This window comes from Bdellovibrio reynosensis (assembly GCF_022814725.1).
Lineage (GTDB): Bacteria > Bdellovibrionota > Bdellovibrionia > Bdellovibrionales > Bdellovibrionaceae > Bdellovibrio > Bdellovibrio reynosensis.
The window spans coordinates 238862-257392 of sequence record NZ_CP093442.1 but is presented as its reverse complement, the minus strand read 5'-3'; the positions used below and the strand labels follow the sequence as shown (position 1 = coordinate 257392).

Annotated in this window: 19 protein-coding genes; 9 read left to right on the top strand and 10 right to left on the bottom strand. The window is 43.3% G+C overall.

Translation table 11 applies throughout. The features are described from left to right. Positions 1-151: 151 nt before the first annotated feature. Positions 152-1540 (top strand): OmpA family protein, encoded by a 1389-nt coding sequence (locus MNR06_RS01180; protein WP_243538018.1) that lies wholly within the window; start codon positions 152-154, stop codon positions 1538-1540. 9 nt (positions 1541-1549) lie between these two features. Continuing rightward, positions 1550-1870, top strand: a complete 321-nt coding sequence (locus MNR06_RS01175; protein WP_243538016.1) for a transcriptional regulator — start codon at positions 1550-1552, stop codon at positions 1868-1870. 19 nt (positions 1871-1889) lie between these two features. Here MNR06_RS01175 and pcm read toward each other — a convergent pair whose 3' ends face one another. Beyond that, positions 1890-2558: a protein-L-isoaspartate O-methyltransferase gene (gene pcm, locus MNR06_RS01170; protein WP_243538015.1), complete on the bottom strand. Its 669-nt coding sequence runs from the start codon at positions 2556-2558 to the stop codon at positions 1890-1892. Between the two features lie 119 nt (positions 2559-2677). Here pcm and MNR06_RS01165 point away from each other — a divergent pair, with 119 nt between their 5' ends. Next, a complete protein-coding gene (locus tag MNR06_RS01165; protein ID WP_243538013.1) occupies positions 2678-3211 on the top strand; it encodes a Dps family protein in 534 nt (177 codons plus the stop codon). 9 nt (positions 3212-3220) lie between these two features. Continuing rightward, positions 3221-3964, top strand: a complete 744-nt coding sequence (locus MNR06_RS01160) for a ZIP family metal transporter (protein ID WP_243538005.1) — start codon at positions 3221-3223, stop codon at positions 3962-3964. A gap of 3 nt (positions 3965-3967) precedes the next feature. On the opposite strand, the gene MNR06_RS01155 is transcribed toward MNR06_RS01160, so the two are convergent. The 3 genes from MNR06_RS01155 to MNR06_RS01145 form a co-directional block, all read right to left on the bottom strand. Next, positions 3968-5275: a hypothetical protein gene (locus MNR06_RS01155; RefSeq protein WP_243538003.1), complete on the bottom strand. Its 1308-nt coding sequence runs from the start codon at positions 5273-5275 to the stop codon at positions 3968-3970. Then, positions 5265-6029 carry a DUF4423 domain-containing protein gene (locus MNR06_RS01150; protein WP_243538001.1) on the bottom strand — a complete coding sequence of 255 codons (765 nt, stop codon included), beginning with the start codon at positions 6027-6029 and terminating at the stop codon, positions 5265-5267. Before MNR06_RS01150 ends, MNR06_RS01155 begins: the two co-directional genes overlap by 11 nt. 99 nt (positions 6030-6128) lie before the next feature. Then, positions 6129-6404 carry a KH domain-containing protein gene (locus MNR06_RS01145; RefSeq protein ID WP_243537999.1) on the bottom strand — a complete coding sequence of 92 codons (276 nt, stop codon included), beginning with the start codon at positions 6402-6404 and terminating at the stop codon, positions 6129-6131. A gap of 194 nt (positions 6405-6598) precedes the next feature. Between MNR06_RS01145 and MNR06_RS01140 the strand changes: the two genes are divergently transcribed. From MNR06_RS01140 to MNR06_RS01125, 4 genes are all read left to right on the top strand, one after another. Continuing rightward, positions 6599-7483, top strand: a complete 885-nt coding sequence (locus tag MNR06_RS01140; RefSeq protein WP_243537997.1) for a trypsin-like serine peptidase — start codon at positions 6599-6601, stop codon at positions 7481-7483. Between the two features lie 95 nt (positions 7484-7578). Further along, complete coding sequence (locus MNR06_RS01135; RefSeq protein WP_243537996.1) at positions 7579-8424, top strand: DUF6279 family lipoprotein; 846 nt, start codon at positions 7579-7581, stop codon at positions 8422-8424. Positions 8425-8488: 64 nt separating this feature from the next. Further along, positions 8489-9235: a protein-glutamine glutaminase family protein gene (locus MNR06_RS01130; RefSeq protein WP_243537995.1), complete on the top strand. Its 747-nt coding sequence runs from the start codon at positions 8489-8491 to the stop codon at positions 9233-9235. 89 nt (positions 9236-9324) lie between these two features. Next, complete coding sequence (locus tag MNR06_RS01125; RefSeq protein WP_243537994.1) at positions 9325-11943, top strand: hybrid sensor histidine kinase/response regulator; 2619 nt, start codon at positions 9325-9327, stop codon at positions 11941-11943. A 2-nt stretch (positions 11944-11945) separates the two neighbouring features. On the opposite strand, the gene MNR06_RS01120 is transcribed toward MNR06_RS01125, so the two are convergent. Next, positions 11946-12347 carry a group II truncated hemoglobin gene (locus MNR06_RS01120; RefSeq protein ID WP_243537993.1) on the bottom strand — a complete coding sequence of 134 codons (402 nt, stop codon included), beginning with the start codon at positions 12345-12347 and terminating at the stop codon, positions 11946-11948. Further along, positions 12340-12633 (bottom strand): YheU family protein, encoded by a 294-nt coding sequence (locus MNR06_RS01115; RefSeq protein ID WP_330220898.1) that lies wholly within the window; start codon positions 12631-12633, stop codon positions 12340-12342. Before MNR06_RS01115 ends, MNR06_RS01120 begins: the two co-directional genes overlap by 8 nt. Before the next feature lie 157 nt (positions 12634-12790). Between MNR06_RS01115 and MNR06_RS01110 the strand changes: the two genes are divergently transcribed. Further along, positions 12791-15637 carry a hypothetical protein gene (locus MNR06_RS01110; RefSeq protein ID WP_243537992.1) on the top strand — a complete coding sequence of 949 codons (2847 nt, stop codon included), beginning with the start codon at positions 12791-12793 and terminating at the stop codon, positions 15635-15637. Here MNR06_RS01110 and MNR06_RS01105 read toward each other — a convergent pair. Genes MNR06_RS01105 through MNR06_RS01090 form a run of 4 tightly spaced genes read right to left on the bottom strand, consistent with a single transcriptional unit; the run spans position 15634 to position 18520 of the window. Then, positions 15634-16092 (bottom strand): ribonuclease H family protein, encoded by a 459-nt coding sequence (locus MNR06_RS01105; RefSeq protein WP_243537991.1) that lies wholly within the window; start codon positions 16090-16092, stop codon positions 15634-15636. The two genes, MNR06_RS01110 and MNR06_RS01105, sit on opposite strands and share 4 nt — an antisense overlap. Next, positions 16092-16703 (bottom strand): 16S rRNA (guanine(527)-N(7))-methyltransferase RsmG, encoded by a 612-nt coding sequence (gene rsmG / locus MNR06_RS01100; protein ID WP_243537990.1) that lies wholly within the window; start codon positions 16701-16703, stop codon positions 16092-16094. The genes MNR06_RS01105 and rsmG overlap by 1 nt, the downstream gene beginning before the upstream one ends. A 39-nt stretch (positions 16704-16742) precedes the next feature. Continuing rightward, complete coding sequence (locus MNR06_RS01095; RefSeq protein WP_243537989.1) at positions 16743-18155, bottom strand: DUF4344 domain-containing metallopeptidase; 1413 nt, start codon at positions 18153-18155, stop codon at positions 16743-16745. Then, on the bottom strand, positions 18152-18520 hold the full coding sequence (locus MNR06_RS01090; RefSeq protein ID WP_243537988.1) for a hypothetical protein: 369 nt from the start codon (positions 18518-18520) through the stop codon (positions 18152-18154). Before MNR06_RS01090 ends, MNR06_RS01095 begins: the two co-directional genes overlap by 4 nt. Between the last annotated feature and the right edge of the window lie 11 nt (positions 18521-18531).

The window sequence follows — 18531 nt, the reverse complement described above, 5'->3', positions numbered from 1 at the left end:
ATTAAGCAATCCTGCCTTCGTCCGAAGGTCCGTGGCCAGTGTCACTGAACACCGGCAGTTGTCAGCTCGGGCGTTTTTCTTTTACGCGCTTGCGGTGGGGGTTTAGCCTTTATGGTGGATAAGACCTTAAAACAAAATCAAGGAGTCAGCTATGACGTTGCGTAGGAATAAAACCTTAATCGCTATGACGTTTGCTTTGGGTGTAGCCGCCGGATGCGCCACAAAACCACCAAGCTTTGAAACTATTGCTTCAAGCGCCAATCCTTCAACTGAAATTGAGCGCACAGATGAAATGCTTAAAGACGCCAAAGATCGTCAGGTAGACGTACTTTCTCCTGAAAATTTCACCGATGCGCAAAAATCTTTGGAAAAAGCAAAAAAAGCGAAAGACAAAGGCAAGTCCAATGAAAAAATCTTAGAAAGCGTGGCTTATTCGCGGGGCTGGTTAAAGGAAGCCAATGAAAAAGCAGACATTGCGCAGACCTCGCTTAAAGATATTTCTGACGCCCGCGCTGGAGCCCTTCGCGCCGGAACACCCACGCTTTATAAGACGGAATGGAACCGGGCTGAAAATGATCTAGAAGACATCACCACTTCCATAGAAAAAGGCAACCTGACCCCGGCAGAAAAACGGGGCGATAAATTGACTGCCGAATATCGCGAATTAGAAAGAAAATCCATCATCAAAGCGCAGCTAAGTCGTGCGGAAGATAATATCAAAGCCGCAAAAAAAGACGGAGCTGAAAAAAGAGCGCCTAAAACTTTCAACCTCGCAAATATGAAATATGAAAACGCCGAAAGATTGATTTTATCTGATCCACGCAATCTTGAGGCCATTCGACGTGCTTCCGAAGATGCGACACAAGAATCAAGTCATCTAGTTGATGTCACTCGCAAAGTGAAGGCTGGGAATACTGAAGATTTAGTTTTGCTAGCAGAACGCCAACAAAGAACTATTTCAAGCCTGCGCGGTGACTACACTTCCAGCGAACAAGAATTGCAAAGAAAAGAACAAGAGCTGCAACAATCGCAAACTCAGCTTGATGCTGCGGCCCGTGAAAGAATGGCTTTGGCCGAACGTCAGGGACAGCTTGAACAAGAAAGTCAAAAGTCACAAAACCTTTCAGCGACGGCGGATCGCATACGTAAGCAATTCAAACCCAGTGAGGCTGAAGTCTTCACTGAAGGGAATAGATTGATGGTGCGCCTTAAAGCCTTACAATTTGCGACCAATAAATCCGAAATCGGTCCAAAAAGCGCTAACATCCTAAAAAAGGTAGAGTCAGCTTTAGCCGATGTGAATGCAAGCAAAGTCACAATTGAAGGCCACTCGGACTCAACCGGGGACCCAGAAAAAAATGTAGAACTTTCTGAAAAAAGAGCCGAAGCCGTTGAAAAATACCTAGTACGCAACGGAATAGTGGCAGAAAATAAAGTTGAAGCGGTGGGCGTAGGCCCTGAAAAACCAATCAGCGACAACACCACCCCACAAGGTCGCGCGCAAAATCGTCGTATTGATCTTGTGATTGAAACTGAATAGGAGGTGTTTATGGCAACACATCTTCCTCCGCATTGGACGGACTTAAAACGTGAGCTCATGGAAAAATGGCACGAGCTTACGGAACGGGATCTTGAAAGAACCCGGGGCCATTCAGAGTCCATCGTGGAACTTATTGAAAAAAAAGTGGGCTTAGCAATAGATGAAGCCAGTGAACGGTTTTCTGAAATCGCGTCACGCTATCATCTTTATGATGAGCCCGAAGAAACCAAACCTGTTTTGACTGAAGAAAAAAAGGAGCGCGTCTTAGAATTAAAACCTAAGAAGCCCGCCAACCGCGACAGAAAGCCTAAGGAAGATTTCCGGGCGTAATGTAACGGGCCCTGCTCACCTAAAGAGTTCCGTTGTTAAGACGGGACTCTTTTTTTCTTACGACTGAAACAAAAGAACATGGAACGGTTTCTTGAATCACCGGTTTGCCGTCAATTTTTTCAATAACTTCTAAGAGATCATAACCAAAATGCGCTTCATGGACGAACACCATGCGCCCGCCTTCTTTTAATTGATCAAAAAGCTTTTCTGGGAATTCGGTTGAGCCCGCCGTAAAAATGGCGCGATCATAAGGGGCCTCAGGCTGATAACCTTCAAAACCATCGCCGGCAAAAATTTTGATATTTTTAATTTTTAACTTCTTCACAATATTTTCCGCACGCTGAGCAAGCTCCGGTATCACCTCAACACTGACGACATGCCCCTTGTCGCCTACCAGATGCGCCATCAAAGCGGTGTTCCACCCGCTGCCCGTTCCAAGTTCAAAGACCTTTTGCCCTTCCTCAAGCTTTAAATATTCTAGGATCCTTAAAACAAAACTAGGCTGTGAAATAGTCGAGGCATAAGGAGGTTTATCCCACAAAGGCAAAGGTCTATCTAGGTATGCCTCGGTCAAAGAATACTCAGGAACAAATTCATGGCGTGGATATTTGTAAAAGGCCTCTTCTATTTTGCTAGAAAGCGGTTGGGATTTCTTGATTAGATTTTTTTGTAAGCTTTGTAAATCCATGCTTTTATTTTGCAACTGCAAAATGTGAGTCGCAAACTTGTGTCTGCTGACACCGGACCCTGTATGAGTTCATTCATTTAGGTGTATTCTATAGATGGTTCATACTTGAGGAGGATTTTATGAGACAAGAAAGTGAGCGCTCGAGCCTAAATAGAAGCGAACTGAGAAAGGTCCGCAGCACACCTCGTGCTCAAACCTCTGGAGCTGTCGACAAAACCCCAGTCATTGAATCTTTAAAGGCGACTTTGTCTGACCTTTATATTTTGCAGCTTAAAACTCAATACTGTCATTGGAATGTCGAAGGTCCTTTATTCTTTTCTTTGCATAAACTTTTTGAAGAGCAATACGAAGAAATAGCTGAATTTGTTGATCGCGCCGCCGAGATGATTCGTTCACTAAGAGAAACATCACCTGGATCTTTTGACGAGTTCGAAAGACTGTCAGATCTAGAACAAATGCCTGCAAATAAGCTAAGTGCAAACCAAATGATTGAGATCATGAATCAAGATCATTCAAACTTAGCTGTGCAACTGAAAACTCGTTGGGAAACAGCGGAAGCAGCAGAAGAAGCTAGTGCTATTGTTTTATATGAAGACTTGATAGAATTTCATGAGAAGTCTGCGTGGATGATCCGCAGTCATAAGTCGTCATAGGAGCGAATTATGGGTAATGCATGGTACGGAATTTTTGCCGGTTTAATTACTGGGCTTTCAACGATGGTTGGAGCATTACCCATTTTGAAAAAAGAAACTAAAACTTGGAACCCCTGGAAAAGTTTAAATTTGGATTTTGCCATCGGAATGATGTTGGCGGCTTCTGCTTTTAACCTGATTGCTCCCGCGTATCGCACTTCAAAAAGTATGTTGGGCGTTTCATTGGCAATTTTTTTAGGAGTCGCTTCGATCTATGGGCTTAGCCATTTGATCCATAACTTTTCCCCTTCCCAAGTGAATTTGCATAAACGGGCGTGGCTTTTTGTAACGGCCATGATGTTGCATAACTTGCCAGAAGGTTTAGCGTCAGGGGCTGCCCTCAGTGCCGATTCTATTTCGGCTGCGAATGGTTGGACCGTGGTCGGCGCCATCATGTTTCAAAATTTCCCAGAAGGCTTAGCTACAGCAGCAGCTTTTTTATCTATCGGCTTTTCACGCAAGGCCGCTCTTTACGGAGCCTTCTTAACAGGCGTGATGGAAATCCTTGGCGGTACTTTAGGGGGAATTTTTACCGGCCTTACCTCTGCAACACTACCTTACATCTTAGCGTTTGCCGGTGGTGCGATGATCAGTGTGACCTTGGAAGAGATTTTTCATAAGCTTAAAGAAAGCAACATGCGCTACCTAATTCAAAAAGAATTCGTTTTAGGCGCGCTCTGTGTTGTTGTGATGAATCTTTTTACACAACCCTAGGCTTTACCAGGTATTGCAATCAACTTTAGAAGTCGTCGCCTTAGAGCCATCTTCAGAAAAATGCACCAACGGTGAATAGCCAAAGCGACCATCATTTAAAGTCACTTTTGAATTATCATCCGTCGTAATCCAACTCGTGCTTAAGTCTGTAAAATGGCGTCCCATACATAGGAAACGAATTGCTCCCGATGGGAAAAAGCCGGCTACATATTTTCCGTTATTATCAATCCCACGATTGATTGAAAACGTTCTATCATTGCCAAAATTAAAAGCCGCACTCACCCGTTGATCCACTAGTGAATAAGAGCGCACCGTGTTTAATGACCCGTCTTCTTGGTGATAGGTAAAATGACTGCCAAGCATAGAACCTGCGCTGATGCCACTTTCACTTTGCAGCGAAAAACGGATGTTGCAATTCAATTTGATGTCGCGCGGGGTATTGTTCAAATAAAAATTAATCTCATTCACAACTCCACTGGCCGACTGACCACACGTGATCGCCTGACGGGTATTATGGGCGACCATAAGAGAATTACTTTTCACCGACAGAACTGCAGAGGCGATGTTGTTTTCATCATGAAAAAGGACAGCGTAAGAAGTCCCCATCACTGAAGGTCCATTGTGCCGGCCGGAATGTAAAAGAATACCGTAGCCATGGGCATCAGCAGCTTGAAAGCCGACATTGCGTAAAACATCAAAGTATTTAGCTAAAGATAAATTTTTAATCGCAGCAGAGTGAACAACTGCGTTGAAGTAACGAACACCGACGGAACTGGTAAAATCGTTTTCTTCTTTAAGCCCTTCACGATAAATAAACTCGTGCATGACTAAGGCCGCTTTGTTTTTTTCATCCAAAGATTCCCAAATGTCAGCATTGACAAAATATTTAAATCCATTCAGGTTGGCTTTTTTAAATTGCACGACAGCCTGGCGCAATTCACAACCATTAGGAATTGTGCCCCAGCCTTTGTCAGGCAGTTCGGTAAAGTCCACTCCAGGAATCATGCGGGCTTCCCCTACCCAACCCAGCAGGTAACCGCGATAAAGTCCCGCTCTTGACGGGTTCACCCGCGCAATTCGGTCAATAAGTTTATCAACCATCATGAAATAGGTGGGCGCATCTTCAAACTCAAGATCAATGCCATGAACCGCACGGCCTTCAAAAAGATCCAACACTTCATACTTCAAAGTGGGACGTGAACAACGGATAACGACTCCGCCATTTCCTTTTTCGTCCCCGCCAATATACGCCTTTGCCGCTGATACTAAAGTCAACGACGCCAAAAAACTCACGAAAATCTTAGATAACATTCACAGGATCCTTTTCAGGGCGAGTCAGTGGAAAAAACTGAATATTCAAATTATAAACTTCCGTCTGATCGCCTTCTTCAACAAGGATGCTGAACTTACGACGGAACTTTTTGATCAATTTTTTAGCCTCTTCGATTTTTTCTGGATTGATCGCCATTGTGATCGAGGAGAAATCACGAACTGCTGGTGTTGTCGACTGTAAAACGTCGATGGCCTTTTTTAAATCAGAGATATGGGCCTTCACCAGGGCCTGGCTGGGAATGTCCGTGGTGGTTGATAGGCTTGCCACTGCCCGGGCAATGGAGTTGCCCTTACGCTTAATAAAGCCCAGGTTCATTAATAACTGCAGGCTGTTTTCAGCTTTTTCAACAGGGATACCTAACCGTCCTGCAATCCATTCTGGTTCGGCTTGAAAGTTTTTCATACGGAAGAGATTTAAAATCGCGAAATGCTCCCAGTGGGTCAGCATTTCTAATTCTTGGTCTTCGAGGGTTTTTTGAACAGCAAATTTGCGGGAACGAGTCGCGATCAATGAATAAATCTCGTTTCGCTCGTTAATATCTAACTCTAAGCCAAGGACGATTTTGTTGGCGTAAAACTCACTTAGCGGTCGTTTGCCATGCATAAGTTCGTTGAGACAACCCGGAGAAATGCCGACCTTCTTTGCTAAGGATCGAAATGAAAAGCGCGGATTCTTTTTTTGAATATCCTCTAGCTTGCTTTTTAACAGGTCGCCGAATCTATTAGATGACATATCCCCTCACTAACTGATGGGAATTGTTGCAAAACTCGGCAGTATTTCAACATGAAAAGTTACAAAGGGTTCCTTTATATCAGAGAAAGGAACATGACACTATACGACAAGCTCAATAATAGCTCTGAAACCATGATTCCCGCCCATGGCTGCGATGATGTTTCTTAAAGCTGTGATGTTCTTACCTTGAGCGCCGATCAGCTTACCACGGAACTCCTGAGGCAAATCGACTTTATAAATCGTTGTCTTATCACCCATCAAGTAACTGACTTCGATGGTGTGCGGGCAAGAAGTCATTTCTTGAATCACACCTTTTAATATGGTTGCTAAGCGGTCTCTTACTTCATTTTGATCTGCTACATTATTCGCTAGCATGAATCCTCCGGTACCCACACATCTTTTCTTACGAACCTAGTTCTAGGCAACGAACACCTTAAGTCCTGGTCCATATTGTGTTCCACCACGTCTCATCAGGAACCTTAACCCTTTCGGCAAAAATGGGATGAAAATAGAGACATGAACCTCAATATCTCGCAGACACGATTGCCGCTCGCGATAAGGAGGAAAGTATGAAACATTCATTGTTAATTTTTGTTTGTTTTTTGATAACTTCCTGTCAACCAGAACAACATGAAGCACTTATTAATAAAACACCTGAAGTCGATGAACGGGTTATTTACGGTGAAGACAATCGCAAAGATCTTTATGAAGTCACCAATCCACTGCAGAAAAAATTAGCTGATTCTACCGTGGCACTGATTAAATCAGCGCGCATCACCGAACGAGCCACCACCTCCATCATCACCGCTAAAACGTTTAAAGAAAATTACAACTTATGTTCGAGTGAACCCTTCGGCGAGCAGGAAAATGCCGGTTTCTGCTCTGGGGTTTTAGTCGCTAAGGATATCATTGCAACGGCAGGGCACTGCATGCGCAGTCTTTACGACTGCCAAGCAAGTAAGTTCGTTTTTGGTTATGCCTTAAAAACAAAGAGTCGCCAACCACGGGAAATCAGCAATAGCGAGATCTATTCATGCAAAGAGATTATCTATTCAGAAATTCTGGACACAGGATCTGACTTCGCTTTGATTCGTTTGGACCGAGCAGTTCTGAACCATGCGCCGGCAGCTATACGCCGAAGCGGTACCATTCAGACCGGCGAACCATTGGTGGTGATTGGTCATCCCTTGGGCTTGCCAACCAAAATTGCCGCCGGGGCTAGAGTGCGAACTAACTCGCCGACGGACTTCTTTGTCGCAAATCTTGATACCTACGGAGGAAATTCGGGCTCTGCCGTTTTTAATGCCACCACCGGGGTGATGGAAGGAATTCTTGTGCGCGGAGAATCTGACTTTGTGGAACGTGGTGAGTGCATCGTATCTAATCGCTGCAAGGAATCTGAATGCCGGGGCGAAGACGTGACCAGAGTCATAAGATTTCTGAGGTTTTTATAGATTTAAGATATGACTTGAGTCTTGTTTCCTAAAGGATCACAACGGACATCCACTTAGTTGCACGATCATTTGCTAACCTTTTTAAGGGGGAAAAAATGATTAAATATGTTCTAGTTCTGCTTTTGGGTTTTCTAGTTTTACCCTCGTGCAGCCGTTTAGATTTAGCCTTTAATTGGGCAGACACTTTTATCGTTTCTAAGGTCGATGATTACTTCAATCTGACATACACGCAAAGCAAAGAACTTAAAAAATCTTTGAATAAAGATTTTAAAAAGGTTTCTGCCACGGTTATACCCCAGATTATTGACGACGCTAAAAAGCTAGAACAGCAGTTGCAAAAAAACACCGTGGATGAGGCCATCATAGAAAAGCTATTTTCCATGGGGCAAAACGTATTTGAAGATTTCTATGCGCAGTTTTCAGTGACGGCTGTGGAATTTATAGCATCGACAAATAAAAATCAGCTGGAACATTTCAAGAAAGCTTTCTATGAAAAACAAAATGAAGAAAAAGAAAAGCTTGCTGACTTCAAAGAATATCAAGAGGAACAAAAAGAAAAGTATCACAAATATTTTAAAATGTTTTTGGGCCCATTAAATACCGAACAGAAAGCATTGATTGACAATCATCTTCGCAACTTCCCTTACCCGAAAGCTTTAAAACTTAAAAATAAAGAAGCTGTCTTTAATGCGTTTATCCAAGCCGTCCATCAATCACCAGAAAAAGCGCAACAGTTTATAGTGCAGTTCACGCAAAAGCCGCAAAGTTTTAATCTGCCTGAATATCAAGAGGCTTTAAAAAATTACAACCGTGGATTAAAAAAGCTGATTATTTCTATGGCCTCTACGCTGAACGCAGACCAGAAAAAAGAACTGCGGCACAATTTGCTTGAAAAGGTCAGCCAGCTCCAAAAAATTAGATCTGTGGCAGAGATGTCTTAATTTGAAACAAAGATTTTAACAAATTCCCCTCGGTAAAACGCCGAATTTTTCCGAAAAGCTGGTTATGAAGTTCGGACTCATTCTGGGTGTTTTACTTTTTAGCGTCAGTTCTTTGGCAGAGGATAAAACTTTGCATTCGTTTGCTAGTGGTCTTGACGGAACCCTTCGCCACTTAAATCGCAGCGAAGCCCGCCCTTGCCCTGAAGATACGATCTTAAGTCCTCGTACTGCCAAAGCATCAAAATTTGACAACAAGCCCGTCACAGCGCTGAGCGAAGAAGATGCGCAACGTCTTTTTACTGATTTAAAAAATCAAAGTCATATACCTTATGAGTTTGCTTGGGCCGGATGCCAGGCGCGGGCCCATGAGATGTCGCGCTTGATGTTATTAAAAGGCGTGACTCCGCTAAAGGCTTTTGCTTTTGTCGATGAAAAATCACCCCATCTACGAGTACCCCACCCCTCGCGCAAAGGCGAAATCATTTCTTGGAACAATCACGTAGCACCCATGATTCTGGTAGAAAAAGATGGAAAGCAAATACCTTACGTTTTAGATCCTTCGATTGAAAACAAAGCTGTGTCGGTTGAGGACTGGAAGAAAACTATGTCGCAGTTTCCGCCGGCTCCGAAAATTCAAATGGAGTATGGACCAGCGACCCAACTCGTTCATCAAACCCGCCACCGTATTGATTTTAAGGACCCCAAGGTTCAGGAACAGATTGACTCCTCATTACGGGAGTACAAGGAATTAGCCACAGATCCAGAAAAAGAAAGTCAGTGGTTCTTTGAAATGAACAAGTACGGAGAGTAATCCTGGTCCCGCACTGTAGCCCCACAGGTTAAGATTATTTACCTTTATAGCCTACACAAAACATAAGAAAATTTATGTGTAGGTGTCTTATGAATGACAAGTACAATCAAAATTTACGTCGTGTGGGCATATACCTCTTAGGCCCGATTGTGATTCTCGGCATCGTGGCTTTGATGGCGTTATTTCAAAATGCCGCTTATCCTTTTCGTCACCCGCAAGCGCTGATCACCTTGGCTGTTGTCGTTATAAGTTTCATGGGTGGCTATGGACCTGGTTTTGTTACATCCGTTATCGCTCTTTTATATATGGCTCTTAATTATTTCCCCGAACAAAAAGGAACTTTTCACTATAATGAAGAGAATTATTTAAGGCTTTTATCTTGGGTTCTAGTACTGCCGGCGATATCACTTGCCGTAGGTGTTTTAAGAAAACGATCGGAAAAAGCGCTGCGCGGGGAAATACAGGCCAGCAAAAAACGACAAGAAGACCTGCAGCTCAGCGAAGAACGAGTGCACTCTTTGATTCGCTTTTCTAACGACCCTTTTGTGGCGATTGATTCCCACAGCACTATTATTGAATGGAATCCCCAGGCTGAAAAAGTATTTGGGTGGACTGCCGAAGAAGCCATTGGGAATAAAATTTCACACATGATTATTCCTGAAGAGTACAGAACAGCCCATCACCATGGCTTAGAAAAGTACCTTCATACGGGCCAGGGGAAGATTTTAAATAAAAGTATTGAAATGCCTGCTTTGACCAAAGAGGGGGCGCGGATTCCCATCGAGCTGACCGTCTATCCTGTGCAACAGAAAGATACGGTTATCTTTGGTGCTTTTCTTAGGGATATTTCAGAGAGAAAACAGAATGAACTTTTAGCTCAGGTTCAGTTCAATGCCACTCGAATCATGACTGAAGCTCAGTCCCTAGAAGAAGGCGTACCTCAGTTGTTAAAAATTTTCGGCGATAGTTTGAATTGGCCCATTGTTGAGATCTGGTTGACCGACGAAAATAAAAAGTTTTATTCAATGTTGGGTGTGTGGGCCGCTAACAAACAACATGAAGAAACATTGAAAAAAGCGAGTCTTGGAATGCAGATTCCAAAATCAGAGGGATTGCTAGGAAAAGTGGCTACTGACACCCACCCACTTTGGATCACATCTCTTCATGAAAAAGAATTCCCGCGGGATGCGGTGGTTAAAGATCTTGGAATTGAAACCATTCTTTATTGCCCGATCAACGCCGACAACGACCTTATCGGCGCACTTTGTTTGCATAATACGAAATTATTAAAAGCGGATGTGAAGGTCATGGATATCATGTTTGACCTTAGCAAACGTATGGGGCTTTTTATCTTAAGAAAGTGGGCCAAGGCCGATCTAAAAAATCTTTCACGCAACCTTGAATTAAAAGTGAAAGAAAGAACAGCAGAGCTGAATGAACTTAATAAACGCTTACAAGAAGAGGTCACCGAAAGACAGATCCTTTATGAACAGGCTCAGACCGCCAACCGCCTTAAAGATGAATTCCTGGCGACTATTTCCCATGAACTAAGAACTCCGATGAATGTGATTCTGGGCCACAGTGAATTATTGACCGGCGAAGAATTGAATGAGGATGAAAAGAAAAAATCCATCGAAGCCATTCACCGCAATTCAAAAGCACAAGCGCATATAGTAAATGACATCCTAGATGTGTCAAAATTTATCACTGGCAAAGTTCACCTGAACATGGAAATCGTGAACATCGCCGATATCGTCATAAACTCTATTGATTCAATTATGCCGACAGCGAGCGCTAAAAGTATTGAAGTCGAAGAAAAAATCGTTGAAGACGTGGGGTTGGTGTCCGGTGACGCCACCCGTTTGCAACAGGTCATGTGGAATCTTTTATCAAATGCGATTAAATTCACCCCTCGCCGCGGGAAAATCACGGTGTCCGTCACGCGCGCTGAATCCAATGTCGTGATTTCGGTCCGCGATACTGGTAAAGGCATTGATGCAACATTTCTTCCCTACGTGTTTGAACGGTTCCGTCAAGAAGATGCCACAACGACACGCAAATTTGGCGGCCTCGGGTTAGGGCTTGCTATCACCAGAAGTATCGTAGAAGCCCATGGCGGCAATATTCAGGCAACCAGTGAAGGAAAAGGTCACGGTGCCACTTTTTCTGTGATATTGCCGATCACTAACTTAAGAACCCGTCCCGGGGCCCCAGCAGAAAAATCTGAAACAAAAAAAGTTGCAGAAAACGCGGCTCCTAAAGCTCCTGCTGAAAATCTGGGAATTAAGATCACACGACCTTTAACCGGACTTTCAATTTTAATCGTCGATGACCAAGTCGATGCTTTGATGATTCTTGAAACAATCTTAAAACGCGCCGGAGCTGAAGTGACCACTGCCTCTTCAGCCGCTGATGCTTTTAAGATCCTGGTTAAAATTAAGCCTGATCTAATCATAAGTGACATTGGTATGCCGGAACAAGATGGCTATGAGCTGATCAGAATGATCCGCAGACTGCCAGAAGAAATGGGCGGAACGATCACAGCGATTGCCTTAACTGCCTATGCCCTTGATGAAGAACAACAACGAGCCTTGGATATGGGCTATAATGCCCACCTTTCAAAACCCACGGATTCAAAATTCTTAATTCATACGATTGCGGAACTTTTTGGTCGCCAAGAGTATGAAAAAGAACCCCCAAGCCACTGAATCTAAGGTTCTTCAGATTCAGGTTTGTTGCGCATGTGATGCGCTAACTTTAAAAGAGAATGAAGTAAATCACTGCGCAAGGGTTCTTGAACATTTAAATCATCAAAGGCTTGCACCATACAAAGAACCCACATGTCGCGTTCTTCTTTCCCTATCGCAAAAGGCATATGGCGCGCGCGCAGGCGAGGGTGACCAAACTGTTGCACAAATAAATCAGGTCCACCTAGCCAGCCTGATAAAAACATAAAAAGCTTTTCTTCGGAACTTTGTATATCTTGGGGATGCATGTCGCGCAGATGTTTGAATTCAGGCGTGGTATCCATCACTTCATAAAAACGATGACAGATTTTTCTTAAAACTTCTTCGCCACCAAGTTGTTCATAGGGCGTTTTCTGTTCAGACATGGGCTTGCAACTTTCGCCATTCATCAGCAGTGATTAATGTGACTGATTCTGTATTGGGATCAAAGGCTATCTTGATTCTTTTTTTATCTAACTGAGTTCGCACTTGTTTTAATTTTGTTTCCAAGGCGACTTCATTGGCACCATAGTCCGTGCCTTCACGAAGTATATAGGATTCAATTAATGCTTGTAGCGTTTCGGGACTGAGCATATCTAAAGGAACTTCCACCGGCGGTTGAAGTTCAGTCTCAGTGTTAGACGGTTTTTCATCGTTTTTATAAGAGCCCATAAGATCCCCTACACCTAGATAAGACTCAATAAAACCAACGTCAAGAAGTGTTCCGAAATCAGTAAACTAAGATCACTTTGAAAGTCTTACGATGCTAAGACCTTCTCAGGTTTTCCTTAAGAATACCGATAAATTAAGCATACTACGGAGCTTAAAGATGTTTGCTAAATCGATGCACGTTATTACCGCACTTATACTTTCGATCGTGATTGTTGGTTGTGATCGCTTAGCCTTGGATGAAAAGACCAAAATATCTTTGCAAATTCCATCCACAATGAGCGGAAAGATGACGGCTTCTTCTTCAGAATTGGAACTACGTCATTTAGTCATTCAAGTGACTGCTCCAGATATGCCAGAACCCATTTTGATTATCAAAGATGCGGGTCATAGTTCAGATGGGACTTCGATCGGGACGGAATTCCCCGTGGACATTCCTTCTGGTTCAGGTCGTTTGATTCAAGTTCTTGCGGGATATTCTGCTGGTGAAAACGATGATGGTGCACTTATTCTTTACGGTGATATCACCAAGGTTCTAACTGGATCCACTGAAACTGTCCCTGTTGTGCTTAATCCCATCGTCAGCGAAACTTCTGAAGAAGCCCACATCCGCGGCCGCTTTTTAGATAGTAACAACAGCGGCCCTACCGGTGAAATCAAAATGGTTTATCGTCCCGCCAATAAGCCAGCCATGGTGGTAGATAAAGATATCATCATTGGGGGTTGGTTTGAACTAATGGCGTTTAAAGATATACCAATGGATTATATTTTACCTGACGGCAGCTTGATGTTTGATCAAATCACGGCAGATAAAATTACAACTAGCGCCCATGTAGTTCGCGAATATCAACCAGCCAGTTTAAAACGCGACTGGGAAAATGGCGCGCAAATATGGCGTACACAAAGTGCTAAAAACAAATACGTCGGGTTTTTCGCGAAAAATAGCACTTACCTAGTCGATAAAAAAGTCTGCGTGGATGTTTCAAGCATTCTTAATAACGCTTCCGTTTATCTGAATAACAACTTCTTTACTCAGAACATTATTAATCCAGTTCCAGTGAAGTTCTATTTAAATGGAACGACTCCGGTTATCGGCAGCACCCATGCAGCACTTGTGGGTGGTGTGGCTGCGGCAAGCTGCGCAAGTCTTCCTGTTGCGGATGAATATGGAAAATATTTAAAAGTCATTATCAATGCTAGTAACTCAAATATTTATGATGAATTAGCAAACGTGGGTTATAGAGGGTATTGGAGTCATAGTCTTTATCCTTCTTGGCTACCGGGGGAAGGTGTTTATCGCTCTCCGAGCCAAACCTATGCGGATGCAAGTGGTGGATTTATAGAAGCGAAGCTCATTCCGGGGGCTGCCTCTGGAGTAGATAGTATTTCTATATATACCCGCCCCTATTCTTATGGCGGCAACATGATGTACAACAATTCCTTTGAATGTCGTGCCGATAGATTAAGTCAGGACCACTGGACATTCGCTAAAAGCTTACCAAAATCGCTGATTGTGAATGATACTGTTCGATTCGGTGTCACAGAGATGAGCGGTGTTACTTCTAATAACGAAATAACCGCGTGTCTTGTTAAAAATGGCGAACCCGTGGGTTCAAGTTTGTCTTTATATGTACCTTCTTACATTGGTGGCGTTGCTGCAGAAATCGGAATCAATCAGTACAGCATGGGGCCATACAACGCAAATGTCGCTGGCAATTGTCAGCCGTATTTAGTGGAACTGACAAATCAAAATTCGGGTGCTTACAATCCACATTCTTCTTTGCAAGCTACAGTGTCTGCGACTGATAGCAATACAAGTCCGCTAGCTATCTTACATGGTAAGCCTGACTGCAGTGACACGCCCCTGGCTTCGCAAACGGTGTCCTTCAGATCTTTTAGCACGCGAGCTTTAGGTTACATGAAAGCTCCAGCCGGTGAAGCTCGTCTTGCTGTGACTAATAATGATAGAAACCTTACAAGCAAACAGCCTTTTTTATTTAACTTCTTTGTCCCGTCAAATACGCCGAACGATATCATGCTAGGTTTAGACTCTAGCACGTATTTTTACCATAACAGTGAATACAGCCTCTTCCCTAACGGTTGCTTTCCGCTTCGTATTGATGCCGTTAATAGTGGCGCCCAGGTTCCGGTCACTGGAAGTGTGTCTGTTTCTTTCCACCATCGTAATGACACCACTTATGCTCTGCCAAGCGGGACACGTTTAGTGGATTCTTGCGCTACTAAGAATACTATTAGCAGCACCCTTAATTTTAGTAATCAAAAAGAAAAACGCTTTGCTATCGAAATTGGCGCAAATGCCCCAATGAATATGATCTTAAAAATCAGCGGCCTGGGCTTTACTAAAACGGCTCTTGTGAATAACGGCCCGGTTGCTGATCACCTTAGCTTTTCCCTGCCAAACGGATCTTCGTTGACGCCGCAACAATACAGCTGTCAGGCCATAGATATCTTAGTGAAAGACGCCAATAACAACACTGTTCCGGTTTCTGGATCTGAGCAAATTCGCCTTTGGTTGAATAGCAAAAATGGCGAACACTGGGATAATGGCTTTTATTCCGATGTTGATTGCATCACTCGTCACACTGAAGTTGTGATTCCTGGGTCATCAACAGGCGTAACAGTTTATTATAAACCTCGCCTAGCGGGTCCAACGACTTTGATGTATGCCTCATACAACACGTTTGCATCTAATGGTGGAAATGACTTCAATAATACATTGAACGTTAATGTACAGGGTGTGGCGCTGGGCGCGCCGGTCGGTCCTTCGACAGTAGCAACGAATAGCAATATCACCTACCAGATGTACGGCGGTAAGGCCCCTTATACAGCAACAAAGGTGTCTGGTACTGGTACTGTCCTGCTTGAAGGGTCCACGTTAGATCCAATCTTGCGTTTTACCGCAAGCAGCACGCCAGGTCCGGTTTCGATTCTGATCACCGACAGCCTTGGTGCTACGGTCTTCTTAAATATCAATGTGCAAAATTAGTTCTGCGCGAGCCGACAAAGCTCGTCGCAGCGTTCGTTAAGAGGATTTCCGGAGTGGGCTTTGACCCACTTCCATTCTATATTGTGATCTGCAGTGAGGTTATGAAGTTCTTTTACAAGATCGATATCAGGAATTTTTCGTTCTTTTGTTTTCAACCAGTTATTCTTTTGCCACTGAAACATGTCCTTAGAAGCTGTATTTATAAGGATGCGTGAGTCTGAATATAAAGTGATTTCTGATGCAGCCGGAACCTGCTTTAACGCTTTGATCGCGGCCGTTAGTTCCATTCGTAAACTTGTGGTGTTTGTTTCTTTTCCCGACATTTCACATAGGATTTTATCATTCTGCAAAATCAGGAAAGCCCAAGTGCCTTTGTTCTTTTTAAGACTGCCATCGGTGTATATTTGATAAGAAGTTTTTTTCTTAACAAAGAAACGTCTAAAAAACGAAATCACTAGATAAGAACCAAATGACGTTCCACTTCCAATACGGGGGACTGAAGTGGAATGATTTTAGTTTCTAATTCTTTAAATTTCTTTTTGGCTAAAACCAACTCTTCGTTGATTTTTTCCTGGCGGGCTTTCAATAAGAAGTATTTTCCACCCTTTTTATAATAGTCGCGGCTGACTTCTAAAATAACATCAATAGGTTTAAAACCTCTTGCCGTCACTAGTTCCACGTCTTTTAAATCCTTGGGAATTTCACCGTGAACCTGCAAATTGGGCGCAATGACTTTACAGCGCTCTAAGAATTCTTGCTTCTTCGGACTTTTTTCATACAAGTGGTATTTCATCTGTGGAAACTGAATGGCGTAAATCACACCCGGCAGTCCCCCGCCAGCGCCAAAGTCCGCCGCGGCTTTCACATTTTTTGGGAAGTGTTTTAACGGCAAAAGACAGTCAATAATATGATTATCGATAAGTTCTTCAAATGTCATTTTACGGCTGATCAAATTAAGTTCTTCGTTAGCAGACCATAAAAGGTCCACATAGTTTTTCAACTTTGGCAAAGCCGCTTCATCAAAGCCTAATTCAATAAATAAGGAAGATCTTTTCTCGAAATACATGACTCGAACATAGTAGATGGACTAGGGCGTTGTCACGCCCTATTGGCATTCTTTTCCATTATCTCCGTGGGCTTGGCAACCCAAGGCCTTTTGTATTTCAGGCTTAGCATAGTAAATGCGATTGATACGACGGGCACTTTTAGGATGAGAGGTCGACTCGTCCCCGTGGCTGTGATCTTCTGTCGAAAGAAATGCTTCTAAAGCGTCAAAAGCTTTGCACGATTTTCCAGCCGTAGCCCGCATTTTTTCCAAAGTCGCTTGTTTCACATTCGCACAATCAATTCCATAAAACACGGCCTGGGAAGCAAAAGCAAACTCCCGGGCTTTCCCCGACTCTGGAATCTCTGAAAGCTTTACTGCCAACGCCTGCGAAGAAATCCAATCTGAAAAAGCCTCTTGCATATGACCTGAACCCGTCATCGAAGCACAGTGTTTATGGTTTTCATATTTGCCTTCAATTTCTTTACGACGGTCTTCAAACTGCGCTTCCGCAGCATCCGTAAAGTTACCTTCTTCCCCACCTTCTCCGATTTCTTGGGCTTCAGATGCCGTCTCTTCTTTCAAAGCATCTTCTTCCTCATTGACCTGCATGATCAGGCTTTGTTGACTAGGAACCTTTACGCCGATGGAATCATCGGACTGTAAACAGGACAAAACCTGGCTGAATGGATTTTTTTCTGGCGGGGTGTTAATCTCGCCTTCCTCATTTGCAAAGGCATTACACGAGTCAATGGCATGTCCCAGCTCATGACTTAAAGTCGAAAACAAAGAGGCATCGGGCAAATTTAAATAATGCGGGCACACGGTCACTGTATTTAAGTCAGGACGGTAATACGCATTCGGGGCTTCACAACCCTCTTCTGCTAGCATGTATGGACCACCACTTAATTTTAAGTGACGCATTTTTGCCGCTTTAACCTTCGCGATCATTTGATCGACTTGCGCCTTATTGGCCGGTGTCTTTTTTAGCTCTAGAGCCTTAATGACTTTGTCTTTCGCATCGGCAAAAACTTTATCGACGCGCTTAAGTTCAGTCGCATATCTTTCGCGGTTCTTTTTTAAATTCTCGGGCCCACCGGCTTTTGCCGCATCGAAAAATTGTTCAGGATAGACAAAAGGATCTTGCACCGGTGCTTCTGGAAATGGTTTTCCTACACAGCTTTCAACAAATTTCATACTGATCGACATTTGCATATTAGGAACCTGGCGACCGTCAGCATCTTGATACAAATAAAAGTCCGAAGCTTTTCCGGCAAGCTTATCGCAGTATCCTTCATAGGTGCACTGCGTGGATTGCGGAGTTTCACAGTACTTCTGGCCGCTCGCGGATAAACGCAAAGCTTCACGCGCTTGAGAAATTTTATTAATTGTCGCCGTAAACTCAGCTTCCGAAGAAGCCTGTGACGGGTTTGATAATGAAACTAACAACATCGGTAAAACAAGCAACTTCATGGGTTACCTTTTGCATATGAACGAAGATCATCAACTTTTTTAATCAGCTCAGCGTAAGCTTTTCCTTCCGTACAGGCCTTATGACGACGTTCCTTTTTTCCTGCTATCACAATGTAAGTCATTTCCCCACTGTGACAGGCTTTCTTTTTTAAATCTTTAGATGGTCCGCGGTTTAAATCTTTCCAGATTTTATCGATATTAGCGGGAAGCTTTTTACCTAAGGTTTTTCCGTTAAAGATGTATTCGCCTTTTTCTTTTTGCAGAATATCGGTCACTCTTAAGCCCGCATGGTTTGTGCGATCTAGAATCACTTGATCTGCCAAAGCTGTGCTGGAAAAAAGAAAGAAAATTAAAAAGTACTTCATATCCTTATTCT

Bases quoted from the DNA above. Each gene is read 5' to 3' on its own strand.
- MNR06_RS01180 (WP_243538018.1), top strand. From the start codon at position 152: ATGACGTTGCGTAGGAATAAAACCTTAATCGCTATGACGTTTGCTTTG.
- MNR06_RS01175 (WP_243538016.1), top strand. From the start codon at position 1,550: ATGGCAACACATCTTCCTCCGCATTGGACGGACTTAAAACGTGAGCTC.
- pcm (WP_243538015.1), bottom strand. From the start codon at position 2,558: ATGGATTTACAAAGCTTACAAAAAAATCTAATCAAGAAATCCCAACCG.
- MNR06_RS01165 (WP_243538013.1), top strand. From the start codon at position 2,678: ATGAGACAAGAAAGTGAGCGCTCGAGCCTAAATAGAAGCGAACTGAGA.
- MNR06_RS01160 (WP_243538005.1), top strand. From the start codon at position 3,221: ATGGGTAATGCATGGTACGGAATTTTTGCCGGTTTAATTACTGGGCTT.
- MNR06_RS01155 (WP_243538003.1), bottom strand. From the start codon at position 5,275: ATGTTATCTAAGATTTTCGTGAGTTTTTTGGCGTCGTTGACTTTAGTA.
- MNR06_RS01150 (WP_243538001.1), bottom strand. From the start codon at position 6,029: ATGTCATCTAATAGATTCGGCGACCTGTTAAAAAGCAAGCTAGAGGAT.
- MNR06_RS01145 (WP_243537999.1), bottom strand. From the start codon at position 6,404: ATGCTAGCGAATAATGTAGCAGATCAAAATGAAGTAAGAGACCGCTTA.
- MNR06_RS01140 (WP_243537997.1), top strand. From the start codon at position 6,599: ATGAAACATTCATTGTTAATTTTTGTTTGTTTTTTGATAACTTCCTGT.
- MNR06_RS01135 (WP_243537996.1), top strand. From the start codon at position 7,579: ATGATTAAATATGTTCTAGTTCTGCTTTTGGGTTTTCTAGTTTTACCC.
- MNR06_RS01130 (WP_243537995.1), top strand. From the start codon at position 8,489: ATGAAGTTCGGACTCATTCTGGGTGTTTTACTTTTTAGCGTCAGTTCT.
- MNR06_RS01125 (WP_243537994.1), top strand. From the start codon at position 9,325: ATGAATGACAAGTACAATCAAAATTTACGTCGTGTGGGCATATACCTC.
- MNR06_RS01120 (WP_243537993.1), bottom strand. From the start codon at position 12,347: ATGTCTGAACAGAAAACGCCCTATGAACAACTTGGTGGCGAAGAAGTT.
- MNR06_RS01115 (WP_330220898.1), bottom strand. From the start codon at position 12,633: ATGGGCTCTTATAAAAACGATGAAAAACCGTCTAACACTGAGACTGAA.
- MNR06_RS01110 (WP_243537992.1), top strand. From the start codon at position 12,791: ATGTTTGCTAAATCGATGCACGTTATTACCGCACTTATACTTTCGATC.
- rsmG (WP_243537990.1), bottom strand. From the start codon at position 16,703: ATGTATTTCGAGAAAAGATCTTCCTTATTTATTGAATTAGGCTTTGAT.
- MNR06_RS01095 (WP_243537989.1), bottom strand. From the start codon at position 18,155: ATGAAGTTGCTTGTTTTACCGATGTTGTTAGTTTCATTATCAAACCCG.
- MNR06_RS01090 (WP_243537988.1), bottom strand. From the start codon at position 18,520: ATGAAGTACTTTTTAATTTTCTTTCTTTTTTCCAGCACAGCTTTGGCA.